This is a genomic window from Candidatus Sororendozoicomonas aggregata (genome assembly GCF_031528575.1).
GTDB classification, from domain to species: domain Bacteria; phylum Pseudomonadota; class Gammaproteobacteria; order Pseudomonadales; family Endozoicomonadaceae; genus Endonucleibacter; species Endonucleibacter aggregata.
This window is the reverse complement of sequence record NZ_JAVLSP010000046.1, coordinates 1-13,799: the sequence shown is the minus strand read 5'-3', so window position 1 is coordinate 13,799 and position 13,799 is coordinate 1. Positions and strand designations below refer to the sequence as shown.

Here is a 13,799-nt window from a genome sequence, read left to right as displayed (position 1 = left end):
AGGTTTTTGCTGTCCGGCAACTTTATCCAGCAACACCCGGCAACACCGGGCAAGGGAGTGAGCATTTTATCGTTCAACTTCCGATACTCGGGAATGTAGGTTAAATTTAAAGACGTGCTCTTAATTAGCCATCAGCACCTGTGCGGCGAAATCGATAAAAGTCTCACGGGAGCGCTCCTGACCATAAGCCCAACTATACAGACAAAAGCTAATATTGAATGATGAATGAAGCAGGAAAGAGACAGACCCCGCCTTATCTGAGCTGTATTGTGCCAGTGTTTAACGAAGGTGAAGTCATTACTTCATTTATCCCCGCACTGGTCAACCAACTAAAGGCCGTTACCGATTGCTTTGAAGTTATCGTCGTCGATGATGGCAGCACAGACAATACCCTTGCCAGGGTAATGCCCTTTTGTGAAAACTTACCGGTCAAACTGATCGGTCTGTCGAGAAACTTCGGCAAAGAAGCCGCCTTAACCGCTGGTATCGATGCTTGTGAAGGCGAGGCAGTGCTGTTAATTGATGCTGATTTTCAGCACCCCTTAGCCATGATTCCTGTCTTTTTGGATTACTGGCAACAAGGCTATGACATGGTTTACGGTGTGCGTAAAGATCGTAAGGGGGAGTCTTTTCTCAAGAAAAAAGGCGCTGACTCCTTCTATCGCATTATGGGCTATGGCACAGGGGTCAATGTTCCTGCTAATGCCGGCGACTTTCGCTTGATGAGTCGCAATGTCGTCAATGCCTTAAAAGCGCTGCCAGAGCGTGGGCGTTTTATGAAGGGTATTTATGCCTGGGTCGGCTTTAACAGTATCGGTGTTCCCTTTGACGTGCAAGAAAGACGCGCGGGACAAACGGGCTGGAGTTACCGTAAACTCACCAGTCTGGCGCTTTCTGGTATTACCTCGTTTACTACCGTGCCCCTTCGTGTCGTGGGGATACTCGGGCTAACTATTTCAGTGGTGTCTGTGCTTTATGCTTTTTTTATTATCTTTACCACATTGTTCCTTGGCACTGACGAGGCCGGCTGGCCCAGTATCGTCACCGCCATAACTTTTATCGGTGGCGTTCAGCTACTGTCCCTTGGAGTCCTCGGTGAGTACATTGCCGGGATTTTTAACGAAGTGAAACAACGACCAACCTACCTGGTTGACAAACGGTTCGGGTTTGAAAAAGAACACAATGATATACCGGCTCATTAATAGTCAGCTAACAAAGTTTATTGTTGTCGGCTCACTGGCGGCAGGGGTTCATCTCAGTGTTTTACATGCTGTGGTCGCCCTGCTGACTATCAATCCGCTAGTGGCTAATGCCGTCGCATTTTGTGCTGCCTTTATTGTCAGTTACACAGGCCAGAGTTTATGGACCTTCAATCATAAACAGCACGACCACAAAGGAACGTTATGGCGTTTTTTGCTGACGCAGCTGCTTTGCGGTTTTGTCCTTAACCAGGGCTTGTATACCCTGTTACTTACCCAGACTGGCCTCAATTATATGATTGCCAGCGTTGTTGTGCTCATCACTGTCCCCGTCGCCACCTTCACCGTCAGCAAATACTGGGCGTTTAAATGAAACGAATGACCCTTTGCGCCGATGACTATGCCATGACACCCGGTGTTTCCCGGGCTATTGTTGCCCTCGCTGAGGGCGAGCGTATCCATGCGACCAGTTGCATGGTGACCACTGAATACTGGCAAGATTCATGGTCTTTGCTCAAGCCTCACCTGGGCAGTATCGATAGGGGGCTTCATCTGAATTTTACCGAAGGCAAAGGATTAAGCCCGGCTTTCAGGCAGGGCTTTCCCGGTTTGTCTACAGTGCTCATCAAAAGTCATTTACGGCAACTGAACAGCCAGGACGTGTTGCAGGAAGTGCGGGCACAAATAAATGCATTTATCACGGTAACAGGCTGTGCACCTGACTTTATTGATGGTCACCAGCATGTCCATCACCTGCCCCAGATAAGACAGGCACTGCTTCAGGCAATGAAAGAGGCGGTGCCGCCCTCATGCTGGGTAAGGAGTGTCACACCCCTGGTCTGTCCCAACCCATCCCTGAAAAGCCGGGTGATTGAATACAGTGGCGCAAAAGCTTTACGGGCCGCGCTCAAACAGGCAGCCTATCCCACCAACAGTGGTTTTGCGGGTATTTATTCCCTGTCGCCGGAAGAAGCGTTCAGACCGTTGATGCAAACGTGGTTGAATGATTTACCCGATAAAGGGTTAATTATGTGCCACCCCGGTCTTATTGATCATAATGAAGCCGACGTTGACCATGGCAAGGCGCGACAGATTGAATACGACTATTTGATTGGCGAACATTTTCTAACAGACTGCGACAATGCCGGCGCGCAACGTTGCCGGCTTAGCTCGCTGTTGTTCGACTTTGAACAACAGCGGTGATGGGTTAAGCGCCTTCGGAAAAGGGGCTTTTAAGCGCTTTACTCTTTGTAATCAGGGCTGGCAGGGAATTCTGATTCGTCTAACAGCAATGTTTCACTGATTTTCGGATCATCTACCGAGCCTTTGTTGGGGAGTTCAATTTTCTTACCATCACTCTCAGCAAAGCTCAGCATGCCCTCGATAATGCTGTTATGCACGTCTGTATCATTGGGTAGCAAATAACCCTTTTTGCCCTTATCCGATAAATCAATGGCCACTGCTGATGACATATGAGTACCGAACCCATAGCGTGCCGCACCCCTGACAGTCCCGGAAAAGACGCAGGTTTCACCATCATCTGTCGTGGCAAGATCACAGGAAAGAATATCCAGTCCCATGGTACGAATTAATGGATCTGTCCCGGATAAGGGCATCTCATGGACTTGATTAACAATGATGAAATCACCGGGGTTCCAGGGTTTTATCCCTGCTAAAGCTTTCACGATATCAGCTTCATTGTATGTGTTAGAGCCATCCCCAACGCTTTCAACCAGAAACAACGGTTCGTCCTGATTTTCGTCGTTCCTGAAAACGGTTGATAAGGTCATTGGGTCGCCGGCGTCAACCACGCTTTGAGCATCAATCTGTGCTCTGGGCTTGAAATCCAGCCACGCTTGATGTTCAAAATCACTGAAGCTGGTCAGTTTCTCTTCACTGTCGGCACCTACCAAGACCTCAAAGGCCGCGGCCAATGCTTCGGCGTTGGCCCTTACCTGATCATCTTCAATGCCAGGGATGTTAGCCAGGTCTTCCTCAGTCAGGGACCGGTAGCGAGCATCAAACGCATCCAAAATGGCGACTTTTCTATCGCTGGTGGTATCTTCGGTGGGGTTGTAGCTGCCAAGCAGTCGCGCCATCTCCAGCCTGAACATCCCGGTATCAAGGAGGTCAGTTTCAATTTGACCTGCTAATGCGGGCGACTGAAGAATGATGGAGGCCAAACCGCCACCGGGCACAAACATGCTGGTGGTTTTCAGGTCAAGTTTGTCCGCGCTGGAAGGATGTCTGTTCTGGGTATCTCTGAGTAATGCCGAGATGGATGTGGTAGCAATGCCGCCCAGGGACAGGCCCGCCATGTGCACATTATCGGTGTCAAGCAGAGGCGTGGCGCTGTTATTAATGGTATCCACAACACCGTTGCTAATGGCATAACGCACGCCCAGGTAGTCCAACATAACCTGCGTCAGAAAACTCCGGGTAGTGAGAAGGTTATCTGACATCACAAAGTCGGTCCGCCGGGTGCCTGCATCAAGGTCACTGATACCATCGCCATTGATATCCACCGCGCGGTCGCCATGGACGGGCTGATCAATGGCAACCATGGCATATCCCTGCTCTGCCAGGTCACTGGCAATGGTTGTTATTTCATCTTTCGAACTGCCGTAACCGTGGGCATACATGAAAGTTTTGTAGGGAGGTTGAAACTTATTCGAGTCAGGCACAGAGATTGCCACCTTGATGGGGTTCTCTGAAGGCTCTGCAAAAACCTTGATATCTGCCGCGGTTTCGCCAGTCAAAGGTTTTCCGTGGCTGTCCTGCCAGTAGCTGAATGCTGCCTGACAGTATTTTTCCGGGGCAATGCGAAAATCATTCATATTATCAGGCAGGGTTACGCCAGGCGCTGGGTTACCTTGTTCATCCACAAGGTTTGGGTGGAAACTGCAGTTAATGCCTAGCTCCGGTGTATCAAGATAGTTGGGCAGGTTGATCTCTGCGGTGTATAGCGTGTAGTTTTTGGGTTCTTCCGGGGGGGTATCCAAGGGAGGAACAGTGGCGCCATGGGCTTTCAAGGCATTATGGATAGCATCGGACACCAAAGCGTTCGTCTGGAAAGGCTTGTTATAGGCAGTATCTGCTGCCTGGATGTTAGTAATTTCTGTGCTTTGAGCATACTCATTGAGGAATTTGTCAACCACCGGGCGGAGAATATCCAGGGTACTGGTCACGGTAAAGTCGGCACCGTAGACAATCGTGCTGCCTTCAATACCGGCTGCTTCCAGGTCACTGATCACCCGCTTCAGGTTTTGGCTGTGCTCGCTGTTATTCGATGTATTCAAAAGCTGAGAGTAAGACGAGGATGCTGTCAGTGGTTCTCCGTTAGTGTCGGCAATGCCGGCTGTCAATGCGAACAGATAGCGAGTACCACCGTCATAAGGGTGAAGGGGTTCAATATTGATAGAACCACTGTCACTGACAATGGCGCGAAAGTCTTCGCCATAGGTGAGAGCCTCAAATGCATTGCCTCCGTCCACTGAGCGGAAGAGTTTTACCGTATCCCCTGTCAGGGTTGCCGGATCAACTTCCGCACCCCCTTCAAGATTAATGATCATGGGGGTGGAAGCGCCCCAGCCATCCTGACTGCCGTAGTAGTTCCAGTAGGCATTGGGGGACTCGCTCAGGTCACCATTATCAATGCTCTGCGCCCACTGACTTTCACCAAAGACCGCCAGTGTGCCGTCTTGATCAAACCCGTTGATATTATTCGGGTAGGGTACATTGCCGTTGGCAACATCAAAAATAATCACAGGGCCGTTGGACGGTGGTGGTGTGGTTTCTGTGGTTGCGTCATCATTACTGTCACTGCTACAACCGGCCAAAAAAACAAGGGGAAGCGCAATGGTAATGGCCCTTGCCAGTTTATTATGTTTAATCAATTCCATGAGTTCCTAATCTGTCTTTTGGTGCGTAATTAAATATCCACTGTCTTTTACTATTCATCTGGTACGTTGATGGATGGTAATTTTCAGCGATTATTATTTTCCGCCGTATTGCTATACAGGTGTTATCAGGCAGGAGTATTTTAAAAGGGCAATTTGGAAGAGCAACAGGCAAACAGGCTTTTTTCCACAAGATAATCAATATATTGATAGAAATCACTAAAATGATTTTATTGTGGTAAAGTTTTTTTTAGGCATACTTTTTCTTTGTCAGCGCAGTTCCAGAAAAAGTATAAATCAGTATCCGTTTGTTTTTGTTTGTTAAATTAAGTAATCAAGCAATGGGTCAAGGAGACATAACAGGACAGAAACAGGCAGATATTTTTGATGAATTTGGTAAATTGCCGTATTTCAAGCCCTGTTAAACGTGTGATGATTTCACCCACAGGCTGTCGTTTTGATCAAGCACATGTTAATGATTGCGTAATTGCCCGCATTTTATACTGCCATCGTCGTTAATTGAAGCGCAAGCAAAGCATAAAGACCTGCCACCACATCATCAACCATAATGCCAAGGCCACCACCGATGCGGGCGTCTAACCAACCGATAGGCCAGGGCTTCCAGATATCAAAAATCCGAAACAGCACAAACCCGTACAGTACCCACAGAATACCCGCGGGGGCAGCAATCATGGTAATCCAGTAACCACAGAACTCATCCCAGACAATACCGGGATGGTCGTGTACGCCTAAATCTTTGGACGTTTTATCACACAGCCAGATGCCCACCACACTGGCAATGGCAATGACTAACACATACAGGGGTAACGAAAAGTACTGTAGCAGCAAATAGAACGGAATCGCTGCCATAGTGCCGTAGGTGCCAGGACATTTAGGCAACAATCCACTCCCAAGGCCAAAAGCCAGAAAGTGAACAGGGTTTTTCCAGACGTTGGGTTTTACCATCATAGGGGCCATCATAGGGGCAAGTGCAGGCCAAATTTTTATGGGTATATTATTTTGACGGTTTCCCGGTTAAATAGCAAAACTACCCTTTACTCAGAAGTGGGTGTAGGACGCTGTTGAAATCTTGAGGCCAGAGCAGGCATCCCAAATGCCCGGAACACGGGTAATTTCACCAATGCAAGTGACCGGGCAGCCTGTCCGGGCAGGCACGTTGACCAATGGCCGGTCTGGCCAGGTGAAACAAAGTTCATAGTCATCTCCGCCCCCCATCGCCAGTTGCGTTGCCTTTTTCTGACCACAAATGGCAATGAGCGCTGAGGAGCAAGGTACCGCTTCAGGGTTAAGGCGGGCGCCCACGCCACTGGCCGTTAGAATATGACCAAGATCACCCAGTAGCCCGTCGGAAATATCCAGCGCTGCCGTTGCGCCGTTGTCCCGCAGCCATTGCCCAAGGGCCAGCCTTGGCATGGGGGTGTAATATTTTCTCAGCAGTGAACGAACATGGTCGTTTTTTACGGTTTCAGGCTTATCACCTTTCAAAACAAAATCTAACGCACCGGCGCCATCGCCAAGGTGACCGCTGACATGAATCTTATCCCCCACCTGCGCGCCAGAGCGTTTGAGTGCTTTACCCACGGGTACTAACCCCTGAACGTGAAGAGAAAGTGTCAGGGGGCCTTTGGTGGTGTCGCCACCGACCAGTGGAATAGTGGCAATTTGTGCCAGTTTAGACAATCCATCACTAAAACCCTGTAACCATCCCTTGTCAATCGCCGGCAGGGTTAAACCCAGGCTGAAACTGTGGGGCTCGGCACCCATGGCGGCCAGATCACTTAACGTCACTGCCAATGCCCGGTAGCCCAGCAGTTCAGGGTCACAATGGCGCGGAAAATGTACCCCTTCCACTAACGTATCAAGGGATTGCGCCAGTTGCATACCTTCAGGGATTGTCAGCAAGGCGCAGTCGTCACCAATACCGGTGATACTCGTTTGCATCGGTGCCAGCTCGGGGCGTTTAAAGTACGTGTCAATCAGAGCAAACTCGTCCATAGCATTCTGGCTCAAGCTCAAAACCTGCCAAGGCTGACAAGTAATCGTTCAAATAGCAAGTATATAAACGTCGTTGAGCGTATAAAAGGTAGTGAACAGCCCCGGTGGCATTGATAACGGCATTGATAACAGCAGCCACCGCTGTCTCTTAAAAGCTGTTCATGATCTTTCTTCTTTTCCATAATTCGGCCAATGGGAAAGAATTACCCCAGTGATATCAGTGGTGAACAGTTTGAACCTGTTCTTCCGATTGTTGAAAGTGCCCGCAAAACTACCATGGGTCGTACCATGGAACTTGACAGTGTTTTTTATGCTGTTCTCTACCTACTCAGATGATGTTGGAATCATTTAAAAGATGCTTCGATAAGCAGTTCGATGGTACTATTTTATACCACTTGACTCTTCTAACGCCGTTTTGGGCCGCTGGATCTGCGTTAAAACTCCTGGCAATAGCTGGCGCTATTACTCGTCATTTTGCCTTACCCAGCAACCCGAAATAGCTTACTCAATTCCGCAGTTAAAAAAGACAATGGGTATGACTTCTGTAGCTATGAAGTAATTGTCGTGTAAAATAGAGCTGCCTTACTACTCAAGAAAATGGAATAGAGGGGCGGTAGCTTTCGAAAAAGAATAGGAAAAACACCGAGAATAGCCGAGAATAGAACACCCATCAATTTGGCATTGCCGGTTAAATTTTTGGGTATCCTGTACTTTTCCTCTGTGCTTTTCTGTACTTTTTATCATAACTGTTGTTTTATACAATATTTATAGTTTGTTGAACGATTATTCAATAAACTTTATGGCGGTTCAGAGTTTTGGGGTAAAGAAGAAGATTTGGGGAATGAGTATCTGCTTAGGCGAACAATATAAAACGTGAAATGCGTAGGTGGGATTACGAGTACTGTCGTTCGTATGTTATCTGAAAGGATTGCCTTGCACGACTTGCAGAAGTTTTCACATATCCTGCATACAGTTACTTATGCGTAAGTGTTACGTATAAGCATCTGTTAGCTCAAAATATGCAACACGCATCAATCTCCAGAACAGCCTGAAAAGTACCTATAAATTTCATATATTCACAGATTTTATAACACGAGAACATCAGTAGAATGAGCGGCCTGATTTACTTTGTTCAAGGTTGCTATGGTTTACTTTATTGCTTTAATAATGGGATATTTTGTGGCTACAAATGCTCTGGTTGAAAAAGGAGTCTCTCAGTCGATTGGAGCTAGATATTTAAATCCTTTATTAGGCACATTATCTAAGCTTGGTGCATTTGGGGGATGGTTTTGTGTATTGCCGACAGCCTATTTTGTAGGTTCAAGTTACGGGAATAATTTTACTGACGGGCTAATATTTGTCGGTATTTCCTTACTTGGTTCTCTGATGTCAGGTTTTTTGCAAATTCCAGGAATCAACTATATTTTCAGCTCGCTAACACTTTTTGTAAATGTTGCCCTTGCAATAACTGTTTATAACATAGCCTAAGTTATTTTAGCTCTTCACCTTCCCTCTTTAAAAAAATTAAAAAAATGAGCTAACAAGTCGCACCACTCGGACTGCGCGGGACGCGCAGCCGGTGTGCTTGGCGTTAGGTGCAAAACCAACATCGAGTTAACATGATTGATTTCACATCAATAATATGGAATGCAATATCTTCTTTTTGGTGTTTCACTCCCCTTCTGATTCTTGTCGGGATCTTTAAATAAATAGTAAGTAGGACACCCATAAATATCTCGCCCATAAATATCTCGATTGAGAAAATGGGCGTCCTATTTCTTCTATTTTTTTGGGTGGTATGCCCCAATACAAATTATCAACAAAATCAATGGGATGTGTGGATTTGACAAAATACGGCAATGCCGTATACTTCTAGTCTATGATTTTCATTGAAACAAGCAAATTTACCAAGCTGCTTTCTGGTTATTTATCGGATGATGAATACAGAATGTTGCAATGGCATCTACAGGAAAAACCAGACTCTGGTGATATTGTCCGTGGTAGCGGCGGTGTTCGAAAAGTGCGTTGGGCTCCTGAAGGCAAAGGTAAAAGCGGTGGTGTTCGAATAATTTACTACTGGAAAAAGAGTGACTACGAAATATGGATGCTCACAATTTACAGTAAATCTGAGCAAACCACTATTCCTGGTCATATTCTCAAGAAAATTGCGGAGGCTATCGAAAATGAGTGAACGAGATATAGGTCAAGAAATTCTTGATGGCATTGAGGAGATTAAAGCTTTCAAGTCCGGTGAAGGTAAGCTTAAAACTTCTATCCTTTCCGATCCGTCACCTGCTAAAGAAATCAGAAAAAAATTAAAGCTTTCGCAGTCTGCTTTTGCTGGTTTTATGGGTGTCAGCATAAGAACCATACAAGATTGGGAGCAAGGTCGCCGAAGCCCCCAAGGCCCAGCAAAAGCACTGCTAAGAATCGCCGAGCAATGCCCTGAAGTGTTTCAGGAGTTGCGATAATCCAGACACGAAAGAATGGGAAAGAATAGAGAAAGAATAGAGAATAGGACGCCCATCAATTTGGCATTGCCGGTTAAATTTTTGGGTGTCCTGTACTTTCCCATAAATTTTCAACTGGAAAAAGTGGGTGTCCTTTTTTTGATATTTATAAGCTAGACAGATAAATAGATATTGACTTAGATGTGGCTGGACTTTATCTATTATACGAAAACTAGGATCTAAATAGTGCGAGGTGTCGTAAGTAAGCTGACTACGATGCCGCATGCAGCGGCGCCCCACAAGTAGGTGTTGAGCTACGCAAGTTCTGATAATATCACCCCCACACACAAATTTTTTTACTAGAACTTCATGTGCGTTTAGTTAACTTATTTCATCAGTAAGGTAAATATCATGAATACTTGTACTTCACAAAGGAAATACTTGACAAAAGTCGTTCAATTGATGAGTAATTATCAAGATAGTGCGCTTTCCTCTGAACAAAAGGCAAATAGAAACTTGGCTCTTAACTACTTACAGGAATACGCCGATAGATGGTTATATGCATCAGATGATGATCAAGAAAGAACCCCGATATTTAAAAATGGCAAAGGGGTATATTGCGCTTTAGGTTATCTTTTAGTTAGAACAGGATACAAAAAATATGCTGATAAAATTGTAAATGATAATAATTACATTGATATAGAAGAAATTGAAAACTTCAATTTATCTGACATTGGTAAGTGGACATTACAATATGGAATAGATCGAAGTGAAGCAATTATAATTCAAAGATATGCTCCAAGGCGTGGCGAGTGATAACTTTTGTTAATTTATATTAAAGAGATACTGGGTCTTGTATCCATAGCCATGATGCTTCCTTAGTTTTTTGTGTACTTTATGGGTATATGTATAAAAAGGTATACTGCAGGAAATTAAAAAAAGAAATAAAAAAGAAACAAAAAAACAAAAAAACAAAAAAACAAAAAAAACAAAAAAAAAAAGAAATAAAATAGCATCCAAAAATAATTTAACTGGCAACATCAAATTTATGGATGTCATTTTTTCTTGGTAATACATCAACATCATGTAAAACACTTATAATATTAGATTTCCAAACAAGAAATTCGTTCTCACAGAAGAGGAGTTTAATAATTTCAAGGGTAGAATTTGTATTGACTGGAAAATAAAAAGCAAATATTCAAGGGCTTTTCTTGCCGATTTGTACTGCCACGAAAAACAAAAAAGAGAACAAAAAAGGACACCCATTAATTTGCCCATTAATTTGGCATTGCCGGTTACATTTTTGGGTAAATTTTTGGGTGTCCTGTTCTTCTGCTGTTCTTCTTGTTCTTCTCTTACACTCTAGCACTGTTCTCCTTCAGGGGATTGTTAGCAAGGCACAGTCGTCACCAATACCTACCGGTGATACTCGTTTGCATCGGTGCCAGCTCGGGGCGTTTAAAGTAAGTGTCAATCAGAGCAAACTCGTCCATAGCATTTTGGCTCAGGCTCAAAACCTGCCAGGGTTGACAAGTAATCTTCAAATAGCAAGTACATAAGCCTCGTTGAGCGTATAAAAGGTGGTAAACAGCCCCAGTGGCATTGATAACGACATTGATAACAGCAGCCCCCACTGTCTCTTAAAGTTCAGCACCGGCACTGAATAATAACACTATGTCATCATTGCCGGGGATGTTACCGTAGTCTTCAACCTTTAGCAGGTTAACACGCAGGTAATCCACAAAATCAGGTTCCCAGTTGAGGGAGAATTCGTATTCCAGGTGCCGACCTTCGGGCGTCAGGTCAATGTCGATATCACTATAAACAAGCGTTCTGCCACTGTAATGGGTTGGTAGCTGCACGGTGGTTGATCCGCCGTATAATCGCAAAGGCTGGCTGATAAACAAACCGTATTGAACACTGTCACTGTATTGCCCCACCAGACCCATACTGTAACTACTACTGTCAAGTGTCGAGTGTTGACGGATAATTCCCTGTCCATCAGACGATCCGGTGGTTGTCTGGAAGTAGCTCAGCAACAAATGCGTATTGGCATTCATGCGGTAGTCAATACTGACACCGGTCATCAGGGTTTCACTGCCGCCATTGAAATTCCAGGCGCCTGAGCCGCTGGTGCCGAGTAATGAGTCGTCTTCTTTTAATGAGCCAATTTGTAAACTGCCCGAAAATGACCGGTTCAGATCAAGGGCGTAAACCGGTGTGTTGATTTGTAAAATAAACGACTGGGTATCGAGTGCTTTTCGCTGACTGGCCTGGGTATGCACTGAGGTACTTTCAAAAAAGCCGGACTCAAGGGTATAGCCACTGCCGAGGGCCAGAGAATATTTAATGCCTTTAGCCTTATCATTAAATGCCGTAAACGGTGAGTGGAAGGCGTTGCTGACGGTTAACTTTTCAAGCCCTAAAGCGTCTGAATCTTGTCCGGTAAAATCATATGCGGAATTAAACGACGTAGTTAGTTCAATACGGGAATCCTGACCAAGGGCAACATTTAATCGATAGTGACTATCGTCTACCTGATTGCCTTGCGTATTTTTTCTGAACCTGTGAGCCAACGTTAGCTGACCGCCATTGACTGACAGGGTCTGAATATCAAAGGCAAGGCTGCGTGTCAGGTATTGTTGGGTATTGACGCGGGTTGTCTTTTCAGAGGGAACGTCAATGAGTGTCAGCCCCTGATGAACGAAGCCTGCCTGATCATAACTGTCAACAGCAATAAAGCGCGTGGTTGCCAAAGGACTCGCCGTGGCTGACCCCATGACTTTCGAGGTGCTGAGCTGAGAGTTTTTCAGGCTGAAAGCCTGTCCGTTAACACTTTGCACCTGTACCTCGCCAATGGGCTCGGTGGCTGCTTTCAAATCAATTAATCCATGACCAAAAAGCGTCTTATCTCCTATGGATCTGGCTGTTTCAAACAGGCGGTTGACCACAGCCTTGCTGACACATTGCTCTGTATTGTAATTTGGGCTAGCTGCAGTGCACAAGAAAAAAGCATCCGCTTCCTGCGGTAATGTCAACCCCGGAAAAGCGGCTTTAATTAACGCGATACCGCCACTGACAACGGGGGCGGCCATGGATGTCCCGCTTTTGTCCTCATGCTGATTACCAGGGACTGTCGACCTGATACCCATCCCCGGCGCCGCGACGCAATAATCGCTGGCATTACCGCAGGCATGGGAGGTTGCCGCCAATGCCTCTGTATCATCAACATTGACAACAGTGATCCACTGGTTGCTAAAGTACAACGAATCATTGCTGTACAGGGTCGGAGCAATGGCATGTATCCCGGGTTGTTTGGCTTTTTCTCGCACAGCATCAGTGCTGTTGTTATGGTTCCCTGCCGACACAACAACAATCAGCCCTTCTTTCAGGGCATCAATGCCCTCTTGATAAGACTGGCTGTCTTCCCTGCCTATCATTAAAAATTCTGTGCCTTTGATGCGTTGTGCTTCTTCCTGTGTCGGGCTTGCCCCTGCAATTTCATCAGAAAGAACGATTGTTCGAATCTGGTTTCCCTTATCATCAGTCTTTGCCAACCCATAACTCATGGTCATAACGGCAGCGCCGTCATTATTTCCTGAGTCTGTGACCGACCATTTCATTAATTCACCCGTGTTAGGCGCTTTCTGGGGTTGACAGCTTAGGCTAAAATTGGCGCAGCCCGGTTTTATAGTGGCAGAATAGGCAACACCGTGGGTGCCTGTACCGTCTTTTTCTGCCCCGGCAATCCCTGCTACATGGGAGCCATGGCTGCCGGAGTCGTACGTCGCATAATGTTCAAGGCAATCTGCACTGGTACAGGTATCAATAATGTTATCATTGAGGCTGACATGGTTTGGATCAATGCCTGAATCGATAATGGCAATGGTGACACCCTCTCCAGCGTGGCGGACAGTATTATCTGTATTCGCCAACCTGGCAGTATTCGCTAGAGCATCTGCCAGCCCGATCATGTCATACGCTGTGCCATTTTGCTGATATTCAGCGGTTCGGTAGTCATTGGCATTTTCACTGAGGCCTCCTCCTGAACCTCCACCGCCAGAGCCTCCTCCCCCGCTAGAATCTCCTCCTCCACCAGAGTTATCTCCTCCGCCGGAGTTTCCACCATCGCCGGAACCGCCACTATCGCCGCCGCCAGAGTCTCCCCCATCGCCGGAACCGCCACTATCTCCTCCGCCGGAATTGTCTCCACCGTCAGAACCGCCGCTACCCCC

Annotated in this window: 12 protein-coding genes and 1 pseudogene; 8 read left to right on the top strand and 5 right to left on the bottom strand. The window is 46.2% G+C overall.

The features are described 5' to 3' along the window. Window positions 1-218: 218 nt before the first annotated feature. Genes V4C51_RS10170 through V4C51_RS10160 form a run of 3 tightly spaced genes read left to right on the top strand, consistent with a single transcriptional unit; the run spans window position 219 to window position 2,402 of the window. On the top strand, window positions 219-1,202 hold the full coding sequence (locus tag V4C51_RS10170; RefSeq protein WP_330926049.1) for a glycosyltransferase family 2 protein: 984 nt from the start codon (window positions 219-221) through the stop codon (window positions 1,200-1,202). Next, a complete protein-coding gene (locus tag V4C51_RS10165; protein ID WP_330926048.1) occupies window positions 1,183-1,572 on the top strand; it encodes a GtrA family protein in 390 nt (129 codons plus the stop codon). The genes V4C51_RS10170 and V4C51_RS10165 overlap by 20 nt, the downstream gene beginning before the upstream one ends. Beyond that, the gene (locus V4C51_RS10160; protein ID WP_330926047.1) at window positions 1,569-2,402 is read left to right on the top strand and encodes a ChbG/HpnK family deacetylase; all 834 of its coding nucleotides are present in this window, start codon (window positions 1,569-1,571) and stop codon (window positions 2,400-2,402) included. The genes V4C51_RS10165 and V4C51_RS10160 overlap by 4 nt, the downstream gene beginning before the upstream one ends. 38 nt (window positions 2,403-2,440) lie before the next feature. On the opposite strand, the gene V4C51_RS10155 is transcribed toward V4C51_RS10160, so the two are convergent. The 3 genes from V4C51_RS10155 to thiL form a co-directional block, all read right to left on the bottom strand. Beyond that, window positions 2,441-5,095: a hypothetical protein gene (locus V4C51_RS10155; protein ID WP_330926046.1), complete on the bottom strand. Its 2,655-nt coding sequence runs from the start codon at window positions 5,093-5,095 to the stop codon at window positions 2,441-2,443. 501 nt (window positions 5,096-5,596) lie between these two features. Next, window positions 5,597-6,067, bottom strand: a complete 471-nt coding sequence (locus V4C51_RS10150; RefSeq protein WP_330926045.1) for a phosphatidylglycerophosphatase A family protein — start codon at window positions 6,065-6,067, stop codon at window positions 5,597-5,599. 90 nt (window positions 6,068-6,157) lie between these two features. Continuing rightward, complete coding sequence (gene thiL / locus V4C51_RS10145) at window positions 6,158-7,129, bottom strand: thiamine-phosphate kinase (RefSeq protein ID WP_330926044.1); 972 nt, start codon at window positions 7,127-7,129, stop codon at window positions 6,158-6,160. A 177-nt stretch (window positions 7,130-7,306) separates the two neighbouring features. Between thiL and V4C51_RS10140 the strand changes: the two are divergent. The 5 genes and pseudogenes from V4C51_RS10140 to V4C51_RS10120 form a co-directional block, all read left to right on the top strand. Beyond that, window positions 7,307-7,447 (top strand): annotated as a pseudogene (locus tag V4C51_RS10140) (IS5/IS1182 family transposase); the annotation flags it as partial. A gap of 810 nt (window positions 7,448-8,257) precedes the next feature. Then, on the top strand, window positions 8,258-8,602 hold the full coding sequence (locus tag V4C51_RS10135; protein WP_330926043.1) for a hypothetical protein: 345 nt from the start codon (window positions 8,258-8,260) through the stop codon (window positions 8,600-8,602). A gap of 391 nt (window positions 8,603-8,993) precedes the next feature. After that, window positions 8,994-9,305: a transcriptional regulator gene (locus V4C51_RS10130; protein WP_330926042.1), complete on the top strand. Its 312-nt coding sequence runs from the start codon at window positions 8,994-8,996 to the stop codon at window positions 9,303-9,305. Next, window positions 9,298-9,585 (top strand): helix-turn-helix domain-containing protein, encoded by a 288-nt coding sequence (locus V4C51_RS10125; protein WP_330926041.1) that lies wholly within the window; start codon window positions 9,298-9,300, stop codon window positions 9,583-9,585. The genes V4C51_RS10130 and V4C51_RS10125 overlap by 8 nt, the downstream gene beginning before the upstream one ends. Window positions 9,586-9,975: 390 nt before the next feature. Then, on the top strand, window positions 9,976-10,380 hold the full coding sequence (locus V4C51_RS10120) for a hypothetical protein (protein WP_330926040.1): 405 nt from the start codon (window positions 9,976-9,978) through the stop codon (window positions 10,378-10,380). Window positions 10,381-11,204: 824 nt separating this feature from the next. Here the strand turns inward: V4C51_RS10120 and V4C51_RS10115 are convergent. Both V4C51_RS10115 and V4C51_RS10110 read right to left on the bottom strand, forming a co-directional pair. Further along, window positions 11,205-13,538 carry a S8 family peptidase gene (locus V4C51_RS10115; protein WP_330926039.1) on the bottom strand — a complete coding sequence of 778 codons (2,334 nt, stop codon included), beginning with the start codon at window positions 13,536-13,538 and terminating at the stop codon, window positions 11,205-11,207. Continuing rightward, window positions 13,535-13,799: hypothetical protein (locus V4C51_RS10110; protein WP_330926038.1), on the bottom strand; the 265-nt coding region annotated here is incomplete at its 5' end. The genes V4C51_RS10110 and V4C51_RS10115, both read right to left, overlap by 4 nt.

Bases quoted from the DNA above. Each gene is read 5' to 3' on its own strand.
- V4C51_RS10160 (WP_330926047.1), top strand. From the start codon at position 1,569: ATGAAACGAATGACCCTTTGCGCCGATGACTATGCCATGACACCCGGT.
- V4C51_RS10120 (WP_330926040.1), top strand. From the start codon at position 9,976: ATGAATACTTGTACTTCACAAAGGAAATACTTGACAAAAGTCGTTCAA.
- V4C51_RS10170 (WP_330926049.1), top strand. From the start codon at position 219: ATGATGAATGAAGCAGGAAAGAGACAGACCCCGCCTTATCTGAGCTGT.
- V4C51_RS10115 (WP_330926039.1), bottom strand. From the start codon at position 13,538: ATGATCGGGCTGGCAGATGCTCTAGCGAATACTGCCAGGTTGGCGAAT.
- V4C51_RS10130 (WP_330926042.1), top strand. From the start codon at position 8,994: ATGATTTTCATTGAAACAAGCAAATTTACCAAGCTGCTTTCTGGTTAT.
- V4C51_RS10135 (WP_330926043.1), top strand. From the start codon at position 8,258: ATGGTTTACTTTATTGCTTTAATAATGGGATATTTTGTGGCTACAAAT.
- V4C51_RS10125 (WP_330926041.1), top strand. From the start codon at position 9,298: ATGAGTGAACGAGATATAGGTCAAGAAATTCTTGATGGCATTGAGGAG.
- V4C51_RS10165 (WP_330926048.1), top strand. From the start codon at position 1,183: ATGATATACCGGCTCATTAATAGTCAGCTAACAAAGTTTATTGTTGTC.
- V4C51_RS10150 (WP_330926045.1), bottom strand. From the start codon at position 6,067: ATGATGGTAAAACCCAACGTCTGGAAAAACCCTGTTCACTTTCTGGCT.